This is a genomic window from Bifidobacterium sp. ESL0682, from assembly GCF_029392815.1.
Lineage (GTDB): Bacteria > Actinomycetota > Actinomycetes > Actinomycetales > Bifidobacteriaceae > Bifidobacterium.
In genome coordinates, this window is the sequence record NZ_CP113942.1 from 1,285,951 (window position 1) to 1,306,974 (window position 21,024).

Sequence of the window (21,024 nt, forward strand, 5' to 3'; positions counted from 1 at the left end):
GAAAATATTGATATTGTTTCGTCCGTTCAAAAGCGACCAAAATTCTCAAAAATTCTTAAGAAATTCTTCATAGCCTGTCGTATTTAAGGCTCAAACGGCAATGCTATGCCACAGTATTGCCATAAACCTGCGCTTGAAGATCCTTTCGTGCGGTTTCCATTTCAGTGATCTTGCCCAGAAGCCGGATCTTTTCCTCGCCGTCCGGCAATTGTGCCATCTTGCGCTTTGCAGAGCCGATACGGCGCATGTAACCGACATCGAGCAGCCGTGCTGTCAGCTCCGAGGCATAGCGCTGTTCTTCGGCCGTTGGTGTGCGCAATTGGGCGGCTGCAGGATTGGGCACACCCGTGCCATTAATGTCACCATTCTGTCCGTTATTTACTGCAGAAACGTTGTTTGCTCCATTGGCATTGGCGTTCTGATCATCGCCACCAGGCAACGGCAACGGCATGACGGCAAGCTCGTTGATGACTTGTTCGAGCATCGGGCCGCCGGCCTTGGTGAGATTATGCATCCAAAGACCCTGAGGCGTGTTGTTCTCCGGCAGACCGCCCGCCGCCGCAATTGCCTGGAACAGGGTTCGGAACACCGGCGTCATGAAATCGGCCAATGTCAGCTGTGCGAACGCATTGGGGTCGATGGCACGCGGCACCTGGATCAGCACCGCCATGAACTGCTGCTCGCAGATAAACACGGCGTCATCGACCCGGAAATAGGTCTGATCGGCGGCATCACGGTGTTGCAGCGCCTTGCGAGCTGCGGGATTGGCGTAAGCGTTCTCGCGGCTCTGTGCATTGGCTTCATAACCGTTGCCGCCACGGCGTTTGGATGCATATGCATCGTCGTCGCGCACATGGAGCTGGTGCCGGGCGCGGTCGACCTCGCGGCGCATGATATCGAGATCCACGCCGATACGACGAGTCGCCTTGCGGGTATAGATGTCCAGCAGCGAACGGTCGCGAATCTGCGCGATGAGCGGCGCCGCGGCCTTGACCGCACCCATTTGCCCGGTGGTGTACGACGTGTCAAACCGGCCGATGGCGGTATCGATGACGAAGTCATAAAGCGGCTTGGCGCGGGCGATCAGCGAGCGCACGGCCTCGTTGCCTTGCTGAATGCGCAGGTCGCATGGGTCAAGATTGTTGTCGGCTACCGCCACGAAGGTCTGCGAAAGGAACGCAGAGTCAAGCCCGAAGGCATGAATCGCGGCCTTCTGCCCTGCCGCGTCGCCGTCGAAGGTGAATACGATACGCGAGCTCAGGGATTGTCCCTCTACTTTCAGCGGACCGACCAGCTGTACGGCGCCGAGTGAATCATCGGAAATCAATCGGCGGATGATCTTGGCGTGTTCCTCGCCGAACGCGGTGCCGCACGTGGCGACGGCCGTGTCGATGCCGGCCAGTTGACAGGCCATCACGTCCGTATAGCCTTCGACGATGACGGCCTGGCGCTTCTTGACGATGCTGGACTTGGCCAGATCGATGCCGTAAAGCACCTGGGTCTTGCGATACAGCTGGGTGTCGGGAGTGTTGATATATTTGGCGTTGATGGTGTCATCGTCATACAGTTTGCGTGCTCCGAAGCCAAGGGTGCGGCCCGTGGAATCGCGAATCGGCCATGTGGCACGACCGCGGAAATAGTCGTAAACACCGCGCTGCCCCTGCCGCGCAAGTCCGGCGTCCAGCATCTCCTTCTGGGTGAAGCCCTTTTCTGCCAGATGACGGACGAGATTGTCCCACCCTTGCGGCGCGTAACCGCAGCCGAACCGTTCGCAGTCCGCCTGGCTGAAGTTGCGTCCGCCAAGCAGCTTGCGGGCGGCGAGCGCCTCCGGGGTCAGAATCTGCGAGACGAAAAAGCGCTGGGCCTCTTCGTTGGCTTCGAGCAAGCGAGCGCGTTTAGAGCCGCGATGCTCCTGCTTGTCCCCGTTGTCACTGACGTAGTGCAGCTCGATATGGTATTTGTCGGCCAGCAGTTCCACGGCCTCGCGGAAATCGATGTTTTCCTTATGCTCGACATAGCCGAAGACGTCACCGCCGAGCCCGCATCCGAAGCAATGCCAGACTCCCAATGATGGGCGCACGCTGAAACTGGGAGTCTTTTCGTCATGGAATGGGCAGAGCCCCATGAATGTGCCGGTGCCCGCAGCCTTGAGCGTTACCGTCGACGAGACGATATCGTAAAGGTCCGCCGTCGCGCGCACCTTTTCAATGTCTTCTTTCGGAATCATTCCCACCATAACTGCTCACCTTACCGCGCACCATGCATCAGAGGCAATCACAGCGAACACCGGAAACCGAAAATCAAGACTTCCTTTTTCCATCAACGCAAAAAAGCAACAACCCAATCATGGAGATTCATTTGCCAACGACCGACCGGCTCAACTGTTCATGAGCCACACGAATGACCCAAATTCAGCAAATCAGCGAATGTAGGGTCATCGCGGAGCCGTCGGTGAGGCTGGCCACTTGGTCGATGGCCACGCGCAGGCGCTCGTCATCGTTGGTGGACTCGTTCCAGTCCTCAAGGAACACGGTTTCCAACGCGTCGGAAGGACGCGGCGAATCGGCCATCAGCACATCGACCAGATCGGCGACAATCTGCTGCTCCTGTTCGTGCAATGGTTCGTGTTCACGCGGCGCCATAACGAAGTACACCGCGATACCCTTGAGCGCGACGATCTCGTAATTGGTCTCTTCTGGAATGACGACATTGGCGCTGTAACGTGTCAGCGGCCCCTGCCCGTACTGCTCGCGTGTCGCCCGTTCCACGGAGCCAGCGAATCGACCGATCAACGAGCTGGTGATGTTCTTCAACTGCGCCAACGCCTGGCGCGAACCGTTGAAATGCGAGGGGAACATATGACGTTTCTTCAAACGTTGGAATGCCTCGAGAAGCTTATCAGGATCCCACTGCTGCCCATACCATTCGCGGGTAACCTCAACAATGCCGTCGAGCACACGCGAATCGGCCAAAGCCAGCGGGTTGAAGGCACCCGTGGCGATGGCGTCCTCCACGTCGTGAACGCTATAGGCAATGTCGTCGGAAAGGTCCATGACCTGGCATTCCATCGGTTTGGCGTCCTTCGGCGCGCTCTGTTTGAGCCAGTTGAACACATCGACATCATCTGGATAGACGCAGAATTTCGCGCTCCGCTCCCCTTTCGGGTGCTGTGCGGCCTCGGCAAGCGTCCAAGGATATTTCACCGCCGCATCGAGCGAAGCACGGGTGAGGTTGACGCCTGCGGAACGCCCATCAGCATGGAAGACTTTCGGCTCAAGCCTCGTCAGCAGACGCAAGGTCTGCGCATTGCCTTCGAAACCGCCGATTCCGGAGGCGATATCGGCCAGCACACGCTCGCCGTTATGCCCAAATGGTGGATGGCCGAGATCGTGGGCAAGGCAGGCACAATCGACCACGTCCGGGTCACAGCCGAGCATCGAGCCGATCTGGCGGCCAATCTGTGCCACTTCAAGCGTATGCGTCAGACGGGTTCGGGCGAAATCATCGGTGCCTGCCACCAGAATCTGGCTTTTCGCACCAAGTCTGCGCAACGCCGAGGAATGGATAAGACGCGCACGGTCACGTTGAAAAGCGGTACGGGACTGCGATTTTGGCGGCTCGGAAGCCCAACGCTCCTCGTCAAAGGCATCATAGCCTTCCTCCGTCAGCACTTCTTCACCATCCGCAGTTCGCGTCTCAGTCATGTAAATCTCTTTCCGTCGCCTTATCTTGTCGTCATCGCAGTTCTACAAGCCCTTTCCTAATGCAACACAACCATACCGATGAATACATCATTCATCCATTATCGCTACAGCACTATGAATCAGAGCAAGGTCTTGGAATTGAGTTTGCTCATGTCTTGCGGCTCGAGCACCTCGGCTGCATGCAGGTAAAGCCGAGGGATACGAGTACGTAGGCAAGTGAAAATCTCGTAGCTGATGGTGTCGGCGGCGCGCGCCCAATCGTCGGCTGTTGGTTCCGCGTAGTCCTCGCCACGCCCCGGCCCGAACAGCTCGACCGTATCGCCTTCATGCACGCCAAGTTTCTCGGAATCGCCATGCAGGTCGAGGATGAACTGGTCCATGCACACGCGTCCGGAGACCCGCATCAGCCTGGGCCCCTCATTGGTCATCACACGCACCGGACCGCCCGGTTTACGCGTATGTTTCGCTCCGGACTCGTCGAAACCTGAGGCGGAACGGTGGATGCCGTCGGCATAGCCCAGCGGCACGATGGCAGTACTGGTCGCCTCGTCTGTGATGTAGGTGCGTCCGTAGGAAATGCCGTGACCGGCCTCAACGCTTTTGACCGTGGCAAGCTGGGCCTGCAACGTCATCGCCGGCTTCAGGCCATACTGCGACGACGTACCCATTGCCGGATCGGCCTCGTAGCCGTAAAGCCCGATACCCGGACGTGTCAGCTCGAAGCGTGCCTCCGGACGCGAGAACGTGGCCGCAGTGTTGGCGATATGACGGATGCGCGGCGGAATGCCGGCCTTCTCCATGCGTGCAGTAAATTCTTTGAAGTTTTCGAGTTGCTGATCCGTCACCTCTACGAATTCAGGAACATCGGGCGCGTCGGCCACAGAGAAGTGACTCCACTGCCCCACGATGTCGAGCACACCTTCCTTGGCCAGCGGTACCAGCTTGTCGAGCGCAGCTTGGAACCCCTCTGTGGTGAAGCCGTTGCGCCCGAAACCAGTGTCGACCTTGATATGCACTCGCGCCGGCATATTGAGCTTGCGCGCGGCAGCGGCCACGGCGTCGATGCCGTCAAGCGAACCGACCGAAATGTCGATGTCGCTGGCGATGAGCTCGACTAGCGGGGCGTTGCGCCCGTTGTACATCCACGTGAGAATGTGGCAACGGCTCGAATCGATACCCGCCATGCGTAGCAGCAACGCCTCACGCGGCTGTGCGGTTCCCAGCCACGTCGCACCGCCCGCGAGCGCCGCCAGCGCGGAGGGAATGAGCCCGTGCCCATAACCGTCGGCCTTCACCACGCCCATCACAGCCGTGCCGGACTTCGGCCCGCCGACGACCTCGACCATGTGGCGCATATTGTCGCGCATCACCTTCAAATCAACGATGGCCTGCCCTGGGTAACGCCGCAACGCTGCGGTATAGTTCGCCTTGCCAAGGGTGGAGGAAAACGGCCATGGTTCCAATGCATTCAATGTCATGTTCTTATTGTGTCGCGCGTAAGTAACGAACGCAATAAGCGTGGCAAAACAGCTACACAACCGGCAAATTCAGCGAGTCGCGGGACAGCCTCAGCGATCACGGCGCTGATAGGCGATGCGCACGTCAGGCTTGTCGGTGATGTTCATGACATGAATCAGCCCGCAACGTTGGAACCCATCACTCTCGAACACATGCTGCATGGCTTTGTTGTTCGGATGGGTGTCACAACGGACATTGCCATACGTCTTGACTGCCCAGTCAAGGCAGGTTTTGGCACTATGCAGCTTGAGTCCTGAAGCCGCAAGACGATGCATCGTGGCGTATTCGTCATCGTTAAGCCACTCACCTTCGATTTCGGCATAGGTCGGCTCCAATCCGGTGAACATCGCGAACTGCGCAAGAATGCGCTCCGCACCGTTCTCGCCTTCGTTATCCACCAAAACAAAAGCATTGCCGCCGTCGATGTCCTGTTGAACGAGCTCGGCCGGAGGCCACGTCGTGCCCCACTGCGTCGGATTGCCATTTTGCGCCATAAGTTTGCGCGCCCGCTCGAAGTTGTGCTGAATCGCTTCGAAATCCGCCTGTGTCGCCTTACGGATGTGTTCGCCTGACTGTTGCTCGCTCATGAAATTGCCTGCCCTTTTCATACATCATCAACCACTACGAATGCCGAACGAAAGCCTAACATAGAGATGTTCCAGAGAACAAAGTATCGCCTTCAAAGAAAAGCACTGAAATGACCTATACAAGTTGTCACATCACTTATGGCTTCATCGCCGAATACTGACAGATTTCTTTAATCCTGATTTTCATTGGACACCCCAGGCACACATCGGCAGCTTTGCAAAGCACCATCGTTGCCCACAAACCCCAAACAGCAAAACGGAATAAACAAAATGCAAGAGGCACCGGCAGAATATTTGCCGGTACTTCTTGCATTTCAAATTCCGATTACTCACAAACCTCAAACCGAGGTCAGGACGTTGACGAAATCAGACCACCTTGCGGACGTATGGATCGGAGCTGATGCCCTCATCGAGAATCTTCTTGCACCATTCCTTGGCGGTGAAGAGGCTGTGGTCACGATAGTTGCCGCAGCTCGTGATGTCTGTGGCCGGTACGTCGTCCCAGGTTGCCTTGTATGCGATGAACTCGAGCGATTCCTTGAGCGCCTTCGCCACGTCCTCGGTGCTGTGCTCGCCCCAAGTCAGCAGGTGGAAACCGGTGCGGCAGCCGAACGGCGAGCAGTCGATGTAGCCCGGGATGCGCTCGCGCAGTAGCACCGCGATAGTGTGCTCGATGGTGTGTAGACCGCCGGTCGGTATAGCGTTCTCGTTAGGCTGCACCAGGCGCAAATCGTAATTGGAGATCACGTCACCCTTCTCGCCCGTCTCGGTGTCGATAAAGCGCACATACGGCGCCTTCACCTTGGTGTGATCGAGCTTAAAGCTCTCCGGTTCCGGCTTGTTTTCCGAATTGACTTCTTCAGTCATGTTGCCTCTTTCGTTAATATTTACCTTAGGATTTCAGTGTAGCGCGCGAATACCTGCTTTCCTACACAAAAGCGCGTATTCAATACGATTCCTGTATAGATTTTATCAATATTTACTTATCGTATGTAATCGAGCCAATAGAATAGCAATACGCTATCGATACTGAAAACAACTAGTTTCGACTCGCACGCATCCGCACGATGATCAACAAACCTGCAATCAGTAGGGCAACCACCGCTATTATTGCTATTCCCCTGACATCAGAGCCAGTTTTTGCGAGCGAAGTACCATCATCAGATGTTGCTTGGCCGGAAGTTTTAGACGCTTTACTGGAAGAGGGATCTGCAGGAGTCAAAGATGCTGCATCTTGATGACCTTGATTTTGCTCAACGCCATGGTGTCCTTCAGCGGCACTGATTTCACTAGACTGCGATGAATTACTCGCTTGGGATGGTTGACTCGTCGAATTGCTCACTTGAGAAGGAACCGCCACTGGGCCACCTAGATGCGACGACGAATTTGCCGAGCTCACTGGCTGCGAAGGCGGAGTAGCCGGGCTGACTGGCTGAGACGGCGAAGCCAACGCATTACTTGGCGGGGACGGAACCGTCACCGAACCTTCAGACGATGAAGGCACATTCGGTTTTGCAGGCTGAGAAGGCTCAGAGACCGGATTACTGGGTTGTCCCGATGAACCCGTCGACTCCGCCGGATGAGAAGGCGAAGTCACAGGACTGGTCGGCTGTGAAGGCGAAGCAGTAGGATCACCAGGTTGCGAAGGTGGAGTAGTCGGGCTGCTTGGCTGAGACGGAGACGAGGGCTGAGACGGCGAAGTTACGGGATTCGTCGGCTGTGAAGGCGGAGTGGTGGGATTACTCGGCTGCGACGGAGTAGACGGGCTGCCCGGCTGAGACGGAGACGAAGGCTGCGAAGGCGTCTGTGAAGCTCCACGTTCAGTGCCGTCAGGCTTTACTTCATCCAATTGATCGGTGGGAATAATGGTCTTACTCGCAGGACACGTATCAAGCGTCTGCTGCATAGCTTGTTTTTCAGTGGAACTGACAGTCAGATTCCATTTGTGTTTCACCGCAATCTGTCGAGTAACGAATTCGCAATCATATGAGTAATCCATGCTGATGCCATTAAGCTGACCGGCCTTGTCGGTTTTGCGACTCCAGTCTGTTGGCTGCCACTGGTCTGCGGCCATATCACCATGGTCAATATTGCCTAAATGATCAGCGGCAAAGAGAATATAAGGATCGTTATAGTAGGATCGTCGATTGGCCGCACTCCATGAACGAGCACCTGATTTCCACGCGTCCCCTGTTGCCACACTATGCTCGATATCAAGATTGCTCATAACGTACGGCTTGCTGCTACCGGCAATAAAGGTAACGGTTTTGCCGGAATACGGCTCGACCATGGTTCCACCCTGAACATGGCATTTGCCTGTGACCGTTTCTCCGGTCAAATCTCTCTTCAGAATGCTGTTGCGCGTGTTGCAGCCATCTTTACTAGCCCAGCTTTTTGCGAAATCTTTTCCTCGGTTGTAGTCACCACGATCATCTTTGGCAACGACACGTAACTCATTAAGCGCCGTGCTTGCCTGTGTGTCAGCAGCAATTTCCTCATTCGGATCCGTCTGGGATGATGCGGTGTCACCCATTGCAGGAACAGCATAAAACCCAAAAGCAAGAGCAACGGCAACAACGCTGCTCACAATCCCAGTTTTTATCTTCATTTAATCCCCTTCTGCAATCGTTATTACAATTTGCGTTATTTTATTGGAATAGCGTCGTATAACGATAAACGCTCAACCCGACGAGCATTGTCTTCCATGTACTACGTCAACGATTGACGTACGGAAATTTTCACTCTAAACCGCAAAATGGCACCGAGTATAAGAAGAACAGAGCCGCCACACACATCTTCACGATTATCGTGCCGGTGGTGGATATGCACATTGGGACAAACTCATATGGAAGAACACACTTACCAGCAAGTTATCGGTGGGCTGAAGCAAAAGCCGAAGGACGCAATCACGCAAGGCGGGCTGCCGGCCTTCAAGGCCAGCGAGTTCAACCCGGATGCACCCAGCGTCGACCCGCATGTCAATTACTTCTGCCCCGACTGCGCAACTCTCGACCACGCCATCGCACCTACACTGAAGTGACCGACTCACTACAGATTAACCCGTATAGTCAATCCCCTCGACACCAAGACGAAGAATCACTACTCCACCCGGCCCGCAAAACGTTGCCACTTATTCCCGCGAAGGAAGTAACGCTTCTTCTCCCGCCACGCGCCTCCAGAAGCGTCCGATTCCAATCCGTGCCCTACGAAGGGTGCGACAGACACTTGCCGGCGACGAGGATCTTGGGGGTATTTCAATCCACGCCCCCGCGAAGAGAGCGACGATGGGTAAGCTTGCCGTCCCTGAGCATGTCCTGATCTCAATCCACGCTCCCGCGAAGGGAGCGACTCAAAAACATCACCTGCACCATACGCAAATACTCATTTCAATCCACGCCTCCGCGAAGAGAGCGACTTCAGCACGCCTCAACCCGCACTCCGCGCCGAGTCATTTCAATCCACGCTCCCGCGAAGGGAGCGACGCGACTCCCACATGGTCACGGCCGTGTGATCAAGATTTCAATCCACGCTCCCGCGAAGGGAGCGACCAGCCATCCGTGGCCGGGGTTGCACGAACCGGCATTTCAATCCACGCTCCCGCGAAGGGAGCGACTGGTTTCTCATCGGCGTGCTCGTATTGAGAGGGATTTCAATCCACGCTCCCGCGAAGGGAGCGACCAACACGGTTCTTCTCGATCGTGCGGATCCTTTGTTATTTCAATCCACGCTCCCGCGAAGGGAGCGACTCAACAAGTTCTATGGAGATGATGCAGCATGGCAATTTCAATCCACGCTCCCGCGAAGGGAGCGACCAGCAGGGCGCCAAACACCCGCTCGCCCCGGACCAATTTCAATCCACGCTCCCGCGAAGGGAGCGACATCTGATGGCCGGCATACTGAGGTGGGGCCATATATTTCAATCCACGCTCCCGCGAAGGGAGCGACGTTTAAAGGTGCGCAGAAAGACCATTAGCGAGTGATTTCAATCCACGCTCCCGCGAAGGGAGCGACCTGGACGTAATGGCCGATCTCATGGGCGAGCGTATTTCAATCCACGCTCCCGCGAAGGGAGCGACACCGGCGGATGGCACGTTGCGCGGCCTTCAGCCAATTTCAATCCACGCTCCCGCGAAGGGAGCGACATGCGTACATTGACCGATTGAGCAAGATAGCCAAATTTCAATCCACGCTCCCGCGAAGGGAGCGACGCAAGGCATGGCAAAGCTTCACGTCTTGGCTATCATTTCAATCCACGCTCCCGCGAAGGGAGCGACTTACCTGTTGGGCGAGCATGTCGATGACGGTTTTATTTCAATCCACGCTCCCGCGAAGGGAGCGACCCGCGCTGCCCCATGGCGGACACCTCCAAAAACATTTCAATCCACGCTCCCGCGAAGGGAGCGACTCGTGGCCGCCGGCAACGCGGCCACGGCCAAATGATTTCAATCCACGCTCCCGCGAAGGGAGCGACTCGGCAGCGAGTTCAGAAACTCCGGCGAGTTCCTATTTCAATCCACGCTCCCGCGAAGGGAGCGACACCAATCATCATTCACCGCCAATATCATCAAGTATTTCAATCCACGCTCCCGCGAAGGGAGCGACCATATTCCCAATCTTGTCTGCCACCCACTGCCATATTTCAATCCACGCTCCCGCGAAGGGAGCGACATGCAATGTTCCATGACATGATTTTCCGTGCGGTATTTCAATCCACGCTCCCGCGAGGGGAGCGACCATCAAGGGTTCCACCTGCGCCTTGTCTGATATTATTTCAATCCACGCTCCCGCGAAGGGAGCGACCTGCCGTAGCCGCCTGTCTTGCGGATGGTCGGGAATTTCAATCCACGCTCCCGCGAAGGGAGCGACGGAAATCAAGAAAATCATCGAACAAATCCAAGGAATTTCAATCCACGCTCCCGCGAAGGGAGCGACGGAAAATCGGAGCAGTATGGTCGGCCACCTGGTTATTTCAATCCACGCTCCCGCGAAGGGAGCGACGGAAAATCGGAGCAGTATGGTCGGCCACCTGGTTATTTCAATCCACGCTCCCGCGAAGGGAGCGACAAATTCGGCATCGTCAGCGTATTGGATGGTTATTATTTCAATCCACGCTCCCGCGAAGGGAGCGACCTCGCCTACGAGACCGCATGACACAGGAAAGAGATTTCAATCCACGCTCCCGCGAAGGGAGCGACACGACGGATGGGCCGCGGTCGAGCCGCTCGGCGAATTTCAATCCACGCTCCCGCGAAGGGAGCGACCAGTAAAGGCAATACGTTGGGCGCGGATAGCTGATTTCAATCCACGCTCCCGCGAAGGGAGCGACCTTAACGAGCTTGCCGACCAACGGCGTATCCGTATTTCAATCCACGCTCCCGCGAAGGGAGCGACCGGCTGAGGATTTGGCCAGTGTAATCGACACTAAATTTCAATCCACGCTCCCGCGAAGGGAGCGACTCATAACCTTCAAGGGCTTGCACAATGACCCTGAATTTCAATCCACGCTCCCGCGAAGGGAGCGACAGCAGTGATGGAATCAATAATTCCACTATACGAACATCATAATAGCAAATGCCGAGCCAAATGAAAGATAAAATTATCTTCAAAACAAAAAATCACTTTTAAGTTATCAAATGACCATCAAAGATGAAGAGAAAACTCAAAATCTTGAAAATTTATCAAATCAATTGGTGCGAACCTCATACATAAACTATGAGTCCTTACCCTTCGCACTAAACCATCATGACTTCATCATTAGGCAAATGCCTTTGAACACCGATATGTTCAATGCGATTTGAATATTTGGCACCAAGATTGTAAAAACGAAGGCTATCACAATCCGTGTCAATGATTTCGGTCAAACCATGTTTTAAAACCAATAAATCCGAAGGTGTAACAGTACATTCGAAAACGCTGTTGTTCTGTACTCTCTGTCCATATTTCGTACAAACTTTCGCAACCCTTCTCAAACGACTACGCCCTTGAGGAGTTTCTGTATTCACATCATAAGCAACGACGACCATCATGTTTTCTCACACTTCTAGCGATGAAGCTCACGGAAATTAACGACTTCCATTTGGCCTATCACTTCCACAGCAGTGGCGGATATGCATCCAAATCTCCTCGTAATGCCCGCACCAAGAGCAGCGCCTGCACATAAGGCACGAGACCCCAAGGTATCTTTTCATTAAGAAATGGGTGAGTCATTTGCTCCTGTTTACGTTTCTGCCACGACGCTAAAACAGTTTTTCTACCCTTCTCATTAAGGAAAATCCCGTCATTCTCACGTTCTTCGAAATCCTTCCGTTTAATTGCTCCTGTATTGACCAAACTAAGCACGAATCTATCAGCTACAACCGGCCGGAACTCCTCCATTAAATCCAATGCTAAAGAAGCGCGGCCAGGCCTATCAACATGCATAAATCCCACATAAGGATCAAGGCCAACACCTTGCAATGCCGCAGTACAATCACCGGTCAAAAGCGTGTACACAAAAGACATCAGCGCATTCATCCGATCCATCGGTGGTCGACGGCTCCGCCCCTCAAAATAGAAATCATCTTTTGAACGAAGAATCAAATCATCATATGCAGCAAAATAGTCCTTAGCCGCATTCCCTTCTATTCCACGAAGCTCATCTACTGAGGAACAATTCTCCACTTCCCCTAGCGCACACTTTAGCGCAGCACTTTGAGCCGAAATTCTCTCCACATTAACACGCATAGCATGGTCACGCTTGGTTCTTTCCAAAACCCAACGGCAATTAAAAACTTTGCCAAGAATAAATGACTTAGCGACAGGCAAACTACGGCTTTCGTCATCGGCTACCCTGAACTGCTCTCTGCGTAACAACACATTGCGATTCTTCTCGCCAAGAATTGAACAATAGTAATGTCCGTGTGGTGAGAAGAACGCAATCGAGACACCAAACTCAGCACATTTACCCATCAATGCCGGAGATGCGCCTTTGTAGCTAAAAGATACTATTCCTTCAATAGAGCGCAAAGGGATTGAAGCCAAACGCTTGTCTTTATTTTGGACGACAACATTGTCGTCTTTCAACGACAGATAGGCACCTTCACTAAGCACAAATAAAGTATTGAGTAATTGTCTCACAGTTTCTCCCTTCATCTATCAACCGCAATATTCTCTTTGATATATTCTTTTGCCGACATGGTTTTGCTCAATTCCGGCAAACATAAATCCTTCAACGAGCATGCATTACAAGATTTTGTTCGTTTCACTTTTGGTGTGCATCCCCGACGATAGAGATCATGCATCTGTTGAGTCAGACTGACCACAGTGTCACGCAAATTATCATCCAGCTCAACGATTTCCCGACGTTTTGTCTCCCGATAGAACAACGCCGCATTCGGAATCTCGCATGCAAGCATCTCCTCCAGGCACATCGCTTCAGCACAGAGTTGGAGTCTGTCCTCATCCCGCACTTTGGCGTGGCCGTGTTTGTATTCAATCGGATATGGCGACCATTCCCCATCACGGCCGTGAAGTTCGACACCATTATCATCACGGTGAAACTCAACCACATCGCAAATTCCCGTGATTCCCAACTTCCTTGAAAACACTCTTAGACTACGCAAAATCAATAGATTCCCTCGCGTTTCGGACTGGCTGTAGTCATCCACACGTTCATGTTCCAGCTGCCCTGCTGTTGTACGCGCATTTTCCTGCCAAAGCTGCTCGATATGAATCAACGCCCATTGCCTCTTGCAGAAGGCATAATGTTGAATGCCCGAAAGGGCCAGCCAATCGCCCTCAGGATAATCGGCCGACCCGTTCAACAATTCTCGGTATGTTGGAAACTTGGAGTTCATAATTCGTCTTTGTCTAAACTCAAAAACGTTACGACCAACATGACCTCACTGCCCATCGAGGATTTCATACTTCAATCCCGGAATTTCAGTAGCATCGACGGACACATTACCACCATCATCAATATGAACAGAACGATGAACTTTTGCAGAAGAATATTGCCCGGCTTTGCAGTTGTGGGTGAACCAGACGACTTTCAACACCTCCATAGACCCTGCCGGACGTGCAGAGCTTTCATCATTGACAAAGAGGGTGAGTAGAGCATCCTTAATCTTTTCGGCATCTTCTTGAGAGAATCCAGTCTTTTCAGAGAGCTGTGGACTGATACTTCCTTTAGTAACATAAACGGCTTTACCGGAAATTCGGTATTTGGTACCCATAGTGTCACTAGATTTCTTACCGTCATCGGTTGTCTCACTATTCACCGATTTGGTAATTTGCACGCTGTCAACGGCAACCGGCTCAAGGGAAAAAGCAGATTGTATGGACACCGGTCCACGAACACCGATAGAAACAGCCTCAACACCTGTACCTTTTTTGAAAGCAAAAACCTGTCCGAATGACCTTACATCAAACCATTCTTGACACACTTTGTTGAATACAACATCTCTGTTCTTCTGATCTTCCTTCGGAAGCCCTTTAAGGAATTTGTTCAAACGGTCGGAAAGAGACTTGGCTCCGTCATCAGACCTTTCTTGCATCCGGACAAAAATATTCTCGCCCTCGTCTTGCTCACGGTTGCGAATCTTACGTTTGATGGCCACGTCGGAAATCTCTCCAAGGCCATCGGAGGTGGTTCTTGGCCGATTCCCTCCCAATGGATCACCATTAGGGTTGGCGTTATCGACACCTAAAACCACAACGAAATCAATCTTGTTCTGTAAAGTTTCCATCATTTCTCCTTAGCTAGTTCCACTTTTATCGATTTTTGTTTCCGCTGTTTTTTCTTTTGCAGTTTTCTGCGCTCTTGCGAATACCCCATCAGATACAGTGGCGTCAACGGATGATTATCCTCATATTCGTTGTTTTTGAATAAGGCCATCACTTCATCAATATCATTCTGGAACCATTGACTACCATTGAGCGATTTTATATAGGGGGCAAGCTGAAGCATGATATTTCCCCAAGTCGTATAAGGCTTAGCTGCAAAATTCGTCATCAGTTTCACCGCCGTAGTCGGCCTATCAGCGTTCTGCTTCCAAAGCACTCCCCTTTCCAAATGATCTGCAAGTGCGAGCAGTCTGCCATACAGATAATCTCTGTCCTGGCGTTGTTCATCCAACTCCATAGTTATTCCCTTCCCGTTTTGTATATAAATGCTCTTCCAAATACTGCAGGTAATTTCAAGGTCGCGTTTCCACTGGTTTTCCTTTTCATAGCTGGCAGGTCGAATAACGTTATTAAACGCAGAAAGCGCCAACCCTCTGGGCAGACTTGAGTTGCTGAACATCGATTGAATCAGCTGTTTCTCAACTTTCATTTTCAAGCTACTATAGGAGTTACCACTTTTTCACCTGGTCCATATACGCAATTGACAATGTCCAAATATGATGGAGCACCAAAATACTCTATAGGCTTGCTAGACGCAGAACTTGTACGCGAGCCTTCTGCGGACGACATATCAAAACGCACCAACGGCCAAGACGAATCTTCATGCCAACGATTTATCGATTCAAAATACTGATCTTCTAGCAGCTCTTGATAATAGGTAAGACTTAGCCTGCCCGTAGTGGCCGAATCGAATATGGACACGACGACAGTTCTTGGATGTTTTTCACTTGCTCAGCAGAACCGAAGCCACGGACCAATGCTCCAAATTTTCTTGCATAATCAGTGTCTGTGTTCGATTTTGCCCGGCTAAGGATTTCTGTATCCGTCAAATACGCTTCGGTCGCTTGTTCGACGACATAGGAATTCCCGAAAGGCAAAGGAATACGCCGCCTCTGCCCTACCGCCCATATCACTATTGCTTGTTTATCGGTTATAGTGCCGTTATTATTTACCAGCCATTTCAAGGCAGCATGCGCTTTTTGCGATGTTATCGAATCGATTCTACTAGCTTCAGCTTGTGAAGAGAATCGTCCTCTGAACGTGAAATTACTGTTGTCATTTGCCGAAACAAGCTTAGCGTTGCCCGCAGTACCGACAATGTTCTTGGGATAATTGGCTGCCTGTGAGCGGAAAATGCCTCCCAATGAATCCCGACCCTTGGCTGGTTTATCTCCAGTTTCATACGCTATCCAACGCTGCCATAATGTTTTATCCTCCCAGACGTTGCTTTCAGAACTGTCAAGATCCCTTACGGAAAAACGAACTCCGGCTTTCTCCTCACCTTTTGGCAAGGCGACGCTTCCATCTTCATTGCGCTCGTAAATACCGTGATCACATGCATCGGAAATGAGACTGTGCTGACTCAGATAGGCAAATATCGCATTAAGTTTGACATTGCCGCCTTTCCAATCACCCAATTGTCCCATATACTGACTGAATTTCTTCTTATCGAATGTACTATCAATATATTGCAATTGATCACACAGCGGATGCGGAGCTGGGTCTTTTCCAGCACGCCCCATGGAAGACTCCGTACAGGGTGCAATAATCGTGACATCCTGGGCATCTCTTGTAACGCCAATACAATTACCTGCGGCATCGAGCGATATCTGCAGCTTGGTTGGAAACGTCATATGGAACAAAGGCAACAGAGCTTTTTTGACTTGCGGATTACCTTCTTCATCAAAAGGCACGATGCCTGTGCTGGACTCAATCCCATCGTAAGTTTTTAACAAATTGGACCACAGACTCATGACTCCTCCTCGCCCAAATTGACATTGTTACCAGGCACAAATTGACGAATATGTCGATTTTCCCGAATAAGATTCGAGTCAAGTTCCCGCGAACCAGGTTGCGGAAATTCTATAACCCCATTGTGCATCACAGGACGCCAGAACTGAGCGATGAAATCATGCTGATCGTTTTCATCTGGATAAATGAAGGAATGGAAGGTGTACCCCATGTCCATCTCGCCATAATCATCATAGAAACCTCCGCCTGAACCGAATTCACAAGGTTCGACATACCCTTGACACTCGCGCGTCCCAAGAAAGACATCTCTTCTACCACCAAGATTCACCGATCTTTTAGCGATGTTATGATGTTTGTTTTCATCCCGGTCAGCTGCCAAATCTTCTCGTTGCTTGTTCCACTCGAAGTGGGCGAGTACTTGGTAACGTACATCCTTCAGGTATGTATAGTACGAAAGATCGTTGCCACCTTGTGTATATTTTATGGGACGAATGCCTTTGCTTTCGGTCTGAATTCGGTTGACGACCCGGACGGCATCCACATACCAAATAAACGTCGGCTTCCAGTAAACGCTTTCGGTGATGCCTTTAAGTGCCTGGTACGTGGGAATCTGATAGGAGAATTTCTCACCTCCTACACGCGTTGCCACTTCAGAAAACAACGCATAAGGTCCGAACACCTCAAATTCTATGGAATTACGATATTTTTCATATTGCACATCCTGTTTCATTGTCAAACATCAAAAGGGGCATCTCCGTCTCAGTTACCACACCGTAGTCATCCTTATAATAAACCTCATTAAGCTGCCACACGTCGAAATCCTTATCGATACATTCCAAAGCGTGGTGGCTCATCAGTTTTTGAACTTCATAATCAAACAGAGATACAGAATAATCCTGTAACTTCCTTAGAGCCTTTACTCTTTGTTTGGCATCGCCGTTTCGCAAACAATCAACCCAAATATCACTGTCTCCATAATGGACCACAACATTCCTTGCGACATTCGATATTACATGGAAGTTATCGCTTACCGTCTTAAACGACTGAGCGAGACAGTGCGCATAACCTCGATTGTCAATATGATCCATATACGATTCTCGCGCCGTCTCATTTACAGATAACAACTCATAGGCTGTCCTATCATTTGCCATAGGGTAATCCATTCTTCCGCCCTTATCACATTCATGAAAATATTCTTGGTAAAACGCATCCAACATCTCCTTTGATTGCAAATCCGCATCCGGATAGTCATGCATCAGGCCCAGAGTAATGGATTTGCCCAACTCAATGTCCTTGAGTCTGCTTAGTCCTCTCTCATTTGCGATTGGATAGACGTACACATTTTTCGGGGTCTCGGATTCACCGCTTCGATTGCATCGCCCGGCTGCCTGCATAATGCTGTCCAGACCAGCCATCGCGCGCACGACACTGGAAAAAGACACATCGACGCCAGCCTCAATGAGCTGCGTACTGATGCAGATAACGGGCTTACCTGTATACACACGTTTGTCCCTAATTGTCTCATTCAGGGGTTTAAGCAGGGTTTCCATATGACTGATTTGATCTCGTCTGTGACGACCACACATCGAAGTACTTAAATGGATGACGTTACATTGTTTGAACCGATCATCATTCGCAATCATCTGGTATATTCTGCGCGCCTCTGATTTAAGATTGACAATTGCCAGACAACTACCTTCTGTCATCGCCAGTTCAAGAATCCTGTCGGCGAGCGCCTCGATGCTTATTTCTTCTGCGGTCGCAATGATATTCGTTCTACGCAATTGTTCTTGGTAGCCTTCTGATTCGGCAATCAAATCAGGATTGTCCGAAATCAGAAGATTCTTCCTCTGTGTTTTTTCCAGTGGAGGCTGGGTTGCCGTACACAATAAAACCGTCGTGTTCAGCACCTTTGAGAGGAAACTGACAACTTCATCAAACAGATGGATTGTGTTGATTGGCAACGACTGTATTTCATCGAAAATAATCACGCTGTCGGCCATGTTATGGAATTTCCGCAAATCAGTACCATGTGAGGACATAACCGTTTCAAGAAACTGCACCATGGTCGTCACTATTATGGGGTTGTCCCAGCGTTGCGCAGCCTCCTGACGCTTTCTCTGCAACTCATCGCGCATCTGCTCGGGTATTTTCATATCGTCAAACTCATTGACGGCACTTGAATAATGTTCGAGCAAGGTGTCATCGTCCGCCGATAAATCTAGGAATTTTCGCAAATCGCGTGAAGTCTGTTCAGTGATAGATAGATACGGAATAACATAAATAATGCGCCTCTTAACAGTCTTCTGAGCGTGATGCAGGGCAAAGCGGAATGAAGCCAACGTTTTGCCACCTCCTGTCGGAACAGACAGACGATAAATTCCGGTAGGCCTATCGCATGCATCAAGACATTGCTGCGAAATACTGGTTCTGATGCGATTGACCAGAGACGTGTTGTCAAAATCTTTCAGATGAGATTCAAATCGTGAAATCAAAGCATCCCAATCAACTTCCCGCTGCTGTCTTTTCGCCCCCTCGCTGAATTGTGCAGTATCTAACCGATCGGCATCGATCAGTCTCGAATAAACATATTTCGTATATAGCCCCAAGGCGAAATTAAATGAACCCTGCCGTTGTGCACCCTGATAGCCGTCGTTCATCAAACCTTCCACAAAATTTTTGGAATCCAATGCTGCGGTATTGAAGTAATCAGACAAATCCAATTTCATTCCTGTAAGATTTTTCTTCACCTCATCGAAATGATACTTTTCATCGCTTTGCCGGTCACTGTTCACTGAATCAAAAAAGGTACTGTAACCATCTGGACTGAGATAATCAGGCAAATCGCCGTGATGCTTCGCAATGGCTCCCTCCAACACCTCTTGTGTCAACATCTCAAATTCATCTGAAATCGGGAATCCAGCACTGACGAATGCACCTTGCAACGAATGAATCACATCACCGCGATTGGCGTCTCCATTGAGCAAATAACTTTGAAAACGATTGGTCGCCTTGCCTATATCATGCAGACATCCCGCCAAAAAAGCGATATTTCCAAACCGGTTTTCGAATTTCTTAGAAAATGTAGCAGTATGTAATAAATGTTCTTGCAACGTCTGCTCACGAGTATGTTCATCATTAATATGTGCAAGTAAAGCTTTCATTCTGGCCGCTCCTTTGCGTTTCTTTTGAATAAGTATATCACGTTTTTATTTAATCATTCATTAGAATAGAAAAATAATTTATTTGAAACATGACTGTATACTTTAAAACGTCATCAGCAATGATGTGGATTGAAATTAATGCATGATTAAGAACATTCTTGTTGCGCCACAATAATTATTGCAGCGCAACAAGATGAGCTTATTCACCAATTCTTTCTTGAATACAGCACTAAAACAGTAAGTCTTATCACAAGATATTGGTTTATTCGTCCATCATGCCCATAAATCAGCCCTAATCCCAGAGTCCTATTCAAACTCAGGTTCATACCCGTCATCCGCTTCAGACTCTCCACCAAACACTTCCTCTTCAGTTAGACGCTTGCCATCATCGTTTTTAATCGTTCCAGTGCTTCTTGATACAGCACGAAATTCTCTTCAGCCTCGTTCAGCCGACGATAATCATCTGGACTTACAATAACCGCTGTCGGTTTATTATTTTTCAAAACAACAACCGGGTTATCATCCTGTACACGTTTGAACGTCTGACTCGCCTTACCGTGGTTAAAATCGCTGACCGAAACCAAATTATTCAAAAGAGTAACAGTTCCCATAATACCTCTTTCTTACAATTATAATCCATGTAATATATGTTATTTAAATTTAAAACATAATTCAAATCAGTAGTATCAATCATTATAATCGCTTTGCCGCTTCTCTATAAACGGTTTCATCATCTCGTACACCTACAATCACAACAGTCATCGTTTCATTAACTCGTTCGAGGGAATAAACGATTCTTATCCCGTCGCCTCTTAATTTCACTTTCAATAAGCCAGTTAAATCGTTATTTCTTTTATGCCCTAAAGGCTTACCATATCCACCTTCAGTGAACGGTAAAGGGTTATCGGAAACCTTATGAATTGCTTTACGCACATGGCTTGCACGTGGTTCACCAAGTTTTTAATGTCAACCTTTGCCTCATTTAAATATTTAACTTGCCATTTACCCATTTTGACACCTCTCCGTTGCTTACAGCCCATCTCTTTGGAAGATTATCAATCCAAAATCAAAATAATCAAATCAGTTTTAGGAAGATGTCAAAAAAATCAAGATTTCATTCCTATATAAAATAGCAATCAATACAATACATGTTGCTAATAGAACCAGTTAATCTTCACGGTTATTAAAACCTCAACATTGATACTTCATTTATTTAACTGATTTCTTTATTGATGAGCAACCGATAATATCTCGCAGCAAAGAATAGTAAAATATCAGAAGAAAGCGTTGGAGGACAGTTATAAAGAATCAGGGAGAAACGCAATATGGCAAACAACGGAAATGAAAACAACGTTCAACGACCAAACATTGCGATAAACGATAACTCACAAACTCATTATTATGGTGAAACAAACA

Annotated in this window: 18 protein-coding genes and 1 CRISPR repeat array; of the genes, 1 reads left to right on the plus strand and 17 read right to left on the minus strand. The window is 50.2% G+C overall.

What is annotated here, in order from left to right; translation table 11 throughout:
- Positions 1-103 precede the first annotated feature (103 nt).
- From dnaG to OZX57_RS05505, 6 genes are all read right to left on the minus strand, one after another.
- Entirely contained in the window at positions 104-2,236 is a 2,133-nt protein-coding gene (gene dnaG / locus OZX57_RS05480; protein WP_277161731.1) for a DNA primase, read from the minus strand.
- 175 nt (positions 2,237-2,411) lie between these two features.
- Entirely contained in the window at positions 2,412-3,704 is a 1,293-nt protein-coding gene (locus tag OZX57_RS05485; RefSeq protein ID WP_277161732.1) for a deoxyguanosinetriphosphate triphosphohydrolase, read from the minus strand.
- 119 nt (positions 3,705-3,823) lie between these two features.
- Entirely contained in the window at positions 3,824-5,182 is a 1,359-nt protein-coding gene (gene alr, locus OZX57_RS05490; RefSeq protein WP_277161733.1) for an alanine racemase, read from the minus strand.
- 90 nt (positions 5,183-5,272) lie between these two features.
- On the minus strand, positions 5,273-5,809 hold the full coding sequence (locus tag OZX57_RS05495; RefSeq protein ID WP_277161734.1) for an N-acetyltransferase: 537 nt from the start codon (positions 5,807-5,809) through the stop codon (positions 5,273-5,275).
- 366 nt (positions 5,810-6,175) lie between these two features.
- Entirely contained in the window at positions 6,176-6,676 is a 501-nt protein-coding gene (locus OZX57_RS05500) for an S-ribosylhomocysteine lyase (RefSeq protein WP_277161735.1), read from the minus strand.
- A 172-nt stretch (positions 6,677-6,848) separates the two neighbouring features.
- Positions 6,849-8,417: a DUF1524 domain-containing protein gene (locus tag OZX57_RS05505; RefSeq protein WP_277161736.1), complete on the minus strand. Its 1,569-nt coding sequence runs from the start codon at positions 8,415-8,417 to the stop codon at positions 6,849-6,851.
- 237 nt (positions 8,418-8,654) lie between these two features.
- On the opposite strand from OZX57_RS05505, the gene OZX57_RS05510 reads away from it, so the two are divergent.
- The gene (locus tag OZX57_RS05510) at positions 8,655-8,849 is read left to right on the plus strand and encodes a hypothetical protein (RefSeq protein ID WP_277161737.1); all 195 of its coding nucleotides are present in this window, start codon (positions 8,655-8,657) and stop codon (positions 8,847-8,849) included.
- A gap of 147 nt (positions 8,850-8,996) precedes the next feature.
- Positions 8,997-11,332: a CRISPR direct-repeat array (repeat unit 32 nt; unit sequence ATTTCAATCCACGCTCCCGCGAAGGGAGCGAC).
- A gap of 209 nt (positions 11,333-11,541) precedes the next feature.
- On the opposite strand, the gene cas2 is transcribed toward OZX57_RS05510, so the two are convergent.
- The 11 genes from cas2 to OZX57_RS05565 form a co-directional block, all read right to left on the minus strand.
- A complete protein-coding gene (gene cas2, locus OZX57_RS05515) occupies positions 11,542-11,835 on the minus strand; it encodes a CRISPR-associated endonuclease Cas2 (protein WP_277161738.1) in 294 nt (97 codons plus the stop codon).
- Between the two features lie 58 nt (positions 11,836-11,893).
- The gene (gene cas1c / locus OZX57_RS05520) at positions 11,894-12,925 is read right to left on the minus strand and encodes a type I-C CRISPR-associated endonuclease Cas1c (RefSeq protein WP_277161739.1); all 1,032 of its coding nucleotides are present in this window, start codon (positions 12,923-12,925) and stop codon (positions 11,894-11,896) included.
- Positions 12,926-12,936: 11 nt separating this feature from the next.
- Complete coding sequence (gene cas4 / locus OZX57_RS05525; RefSeq protein WP_277161740.1) at positions 12,937-13,644, minus strand: CRISPR-associated protein Cas4; 708 nt, start codon at positions 13,642-13,644, stop codon at positions 12,937-12,939.
- A gap of 45 nt (positions 13,645-13,689) precedes the next feature.
- The gene (gene cas7c / locus OZX57_RS05530; protein ID WP_277162951.1) at positions 13,690-14,535 is read right to left on the minus strand and encodes a type I-C CRISPR-associated protein Cas7/Csd2; all 846 of its coding nucleotides are present in this window, start codon (positions 14,533-14,535) and stop codon (positions 13,690-13,692) included.
- The gene (locus OZX57_RS05535) at positions 14,535-15,122 is read right to left on the minus strand and encodes a type I-C CRISPR-associated protein Cas8c/Csd1 (RefSeq protein WP_277161741.1); all 588 of its coding nucleotides are present in this window, start codon (positions 15,120-15,122) and stop codon (positions 14,535-14,537) included. The genes cas7c and OZX57_RS05535 overlap by 1 nt, the downstream gene beginning before the upstream one ends.
- 2 nt (positions 15,123-15,124) lie before the next feature.
- Complete coding sequence (locus OZX57_RS05540; protein WP_277161742.1) at positions 15,125-15,394, minus strand: type I-C CRISPR-associated protein Cas8c/Csd1; 270 nt, start codon at positions 15,392-15,394, stop codon at positions 15,125-15,127.
- Entirely contained in the window at positions 15,358-16,446 is a 1,089-nt protein-coding gene (locus OZX57_RS05545; RefSeq protein ID WP_277161743.1) for a type I-C CRISPR-associated protein Cas8c/Csd1, read from the minus strand. Before OZX57_RS05545 ends, OZX57_RS05540 begins: the two co-directional genes overlap by 37 nt.
- Positions 16,443-17,174 carry a type I-C CRISPR-associated protein Cas5c gene (cas5c, locus tag OZX57_RS05550; RefSeq protein ID WP_277161744.1) on the minus strand — a complete coding sequence of 244 codons (732 nt, stop codon included), beginning with the start codon at positions 17,172-17,174 and terminating at the stop codon, positions 16,443-16,445. Before cas5c ends, OZX57_RS05545 begins: the two co-directional genes overlap by 4 nt.
- Entirely contained in the window at positions 17,152-19,608 is a 2,457-nt protein-coding gene (gene cas3 / locus OZX57_RS05555) for a CRISPR-associated helicase Cas3' (protein WP_277161745.1), read from the minus strand. The genes cas5c and cas3 overlap by 23 nt, the downstream gene beginning before the upstream one ends.
- A gap of 371 nt (positions 19,609-19,979) precedes the next feature.
- Positions 19,980-20,219 carry a type II toxin-antitoxin system Phd/YefM family antitoxin gene (locus OZX57_RS05560; protein WP_277161746.1) on the minus strand — a complete coding sequence of 80 codons (240 nt, stop codon included), beginning with the start codon at positions 20,217-20,219 and terminating at the stop codon, positions 19,980-19,982.
- Between the two features lie 82 nt (positions 20,220-20,301).
- Positions 20,302-20,541 carry a hypothetical protein gene (locus OZX57_RS05565; protein WP_277161747.1) on the minus strand — a complete coding sequence of 80 codons (240 nt, stop codon included), beginning with the start codon at positions 20,539-20,541 and terminating at the stop codon, positions 20,302-20,304.
- Positions 20,542-21,024: the final 483 nt, after the last annotated feature.

Coding starts and splice junctions, on each gene's coding strand:
- cas2 (WP_277161738.1), bottom strand. CDS start 11,835: ATGATGGTCGTCGTTGCTTATGATGTGAATACAGAAACTCCTCAAGGG.
- OZX57_RS05545 (WP_277161743.1), bottom strand. CDS start 16,446: ATGAGTCTGTGGTCCAATTTGTTAAAAACTTACGATGGGATTGAGTCC.
- cas4 (WP_277161740.1), bottom strand. CDS start 13,644: ATGAACTCCAAGTTTCCAACATACCGAGAATTGTTGAACGGGTCGGCC.
- OZX57_RS05505 (WP_277161736.1), bottom strand. CDS start 8,417: ATGAAGATAAAAACTGGGATTGTGAGCAGCGTTGTTGCCGTTGCTCTT.
- cas3 (WP_277161745.1), bottom strand. CDS start 19,608: ATGAAAGCTTTACTTGCACATATTAATGATGAACATACTCGTGAGCAG.
- cas5c (WP_277161744.1), bottom strand. CDS start 17,174: ATGAAACAGGATGTGCAATATGAAAAATATCGTAATTCCATAGAATTT.
- OZX57_RS05500 (WP_277161735.1), bottom strand. CDS start 6,676: ATGACTGAAGAAGTCAATTCGGAAAACAAGCCGGAACCGGAGAGCTTT.
- OZX57_RS05560 (WP_277161746.1), bottom strand. CDS start 20,219: ATGGGAACTGTTACTCTTTTGAATAATTTGGTTTCGGTCAGCGATTTT.
- alr (WP_277161733.1), bottom strand. CDS start 5,182: ATGACATTGAATGCATTGGAACCATGGCCGTTTTCCTCCACCCTTGGC.
- dnaG (WP_277161731.1), bottom strand. CDS start 2,236: ATGGTGGGAATGATTCCGAAAGAAGACATTGAAAAGGTGCGCGCGACG.
- OZX57_RS05485 (WP_277161732.1), bottom strand. CDS start 3,704: ATGACTGAGACGCGAACTGCGGATGGTGAAGAAGTGCTGACGGAGGAA.
- OZX57_RS05495 (WP_277161734.1), bottom strand. CDS start 5,809: ATGAGCGAGCAACAGTCAGGCGAACACATCCGTAAGGCGACACAGGCG.
- cas7c (WP_277162951.1), bottom strand. CDS start 14,535: ATGGAAACTTTACAGAACAAGATTGATTTCGTTGTGGTTTTAGGTGTC.
- OZX57_RS05510 (WP_277161737.1), top strand. CDS start 8,655: ATGGAAGAACACACTTACCAGCAAGTTATCGGTGGGCTGAAGCAAAAG.
- OZX57_RS05535 (WP_277161741.1), bottom strand. CDS start 15,122: ATGAAAGTTGAGAAACAGCTGATTCAATCGATGTTCAGCAACTCAAGT.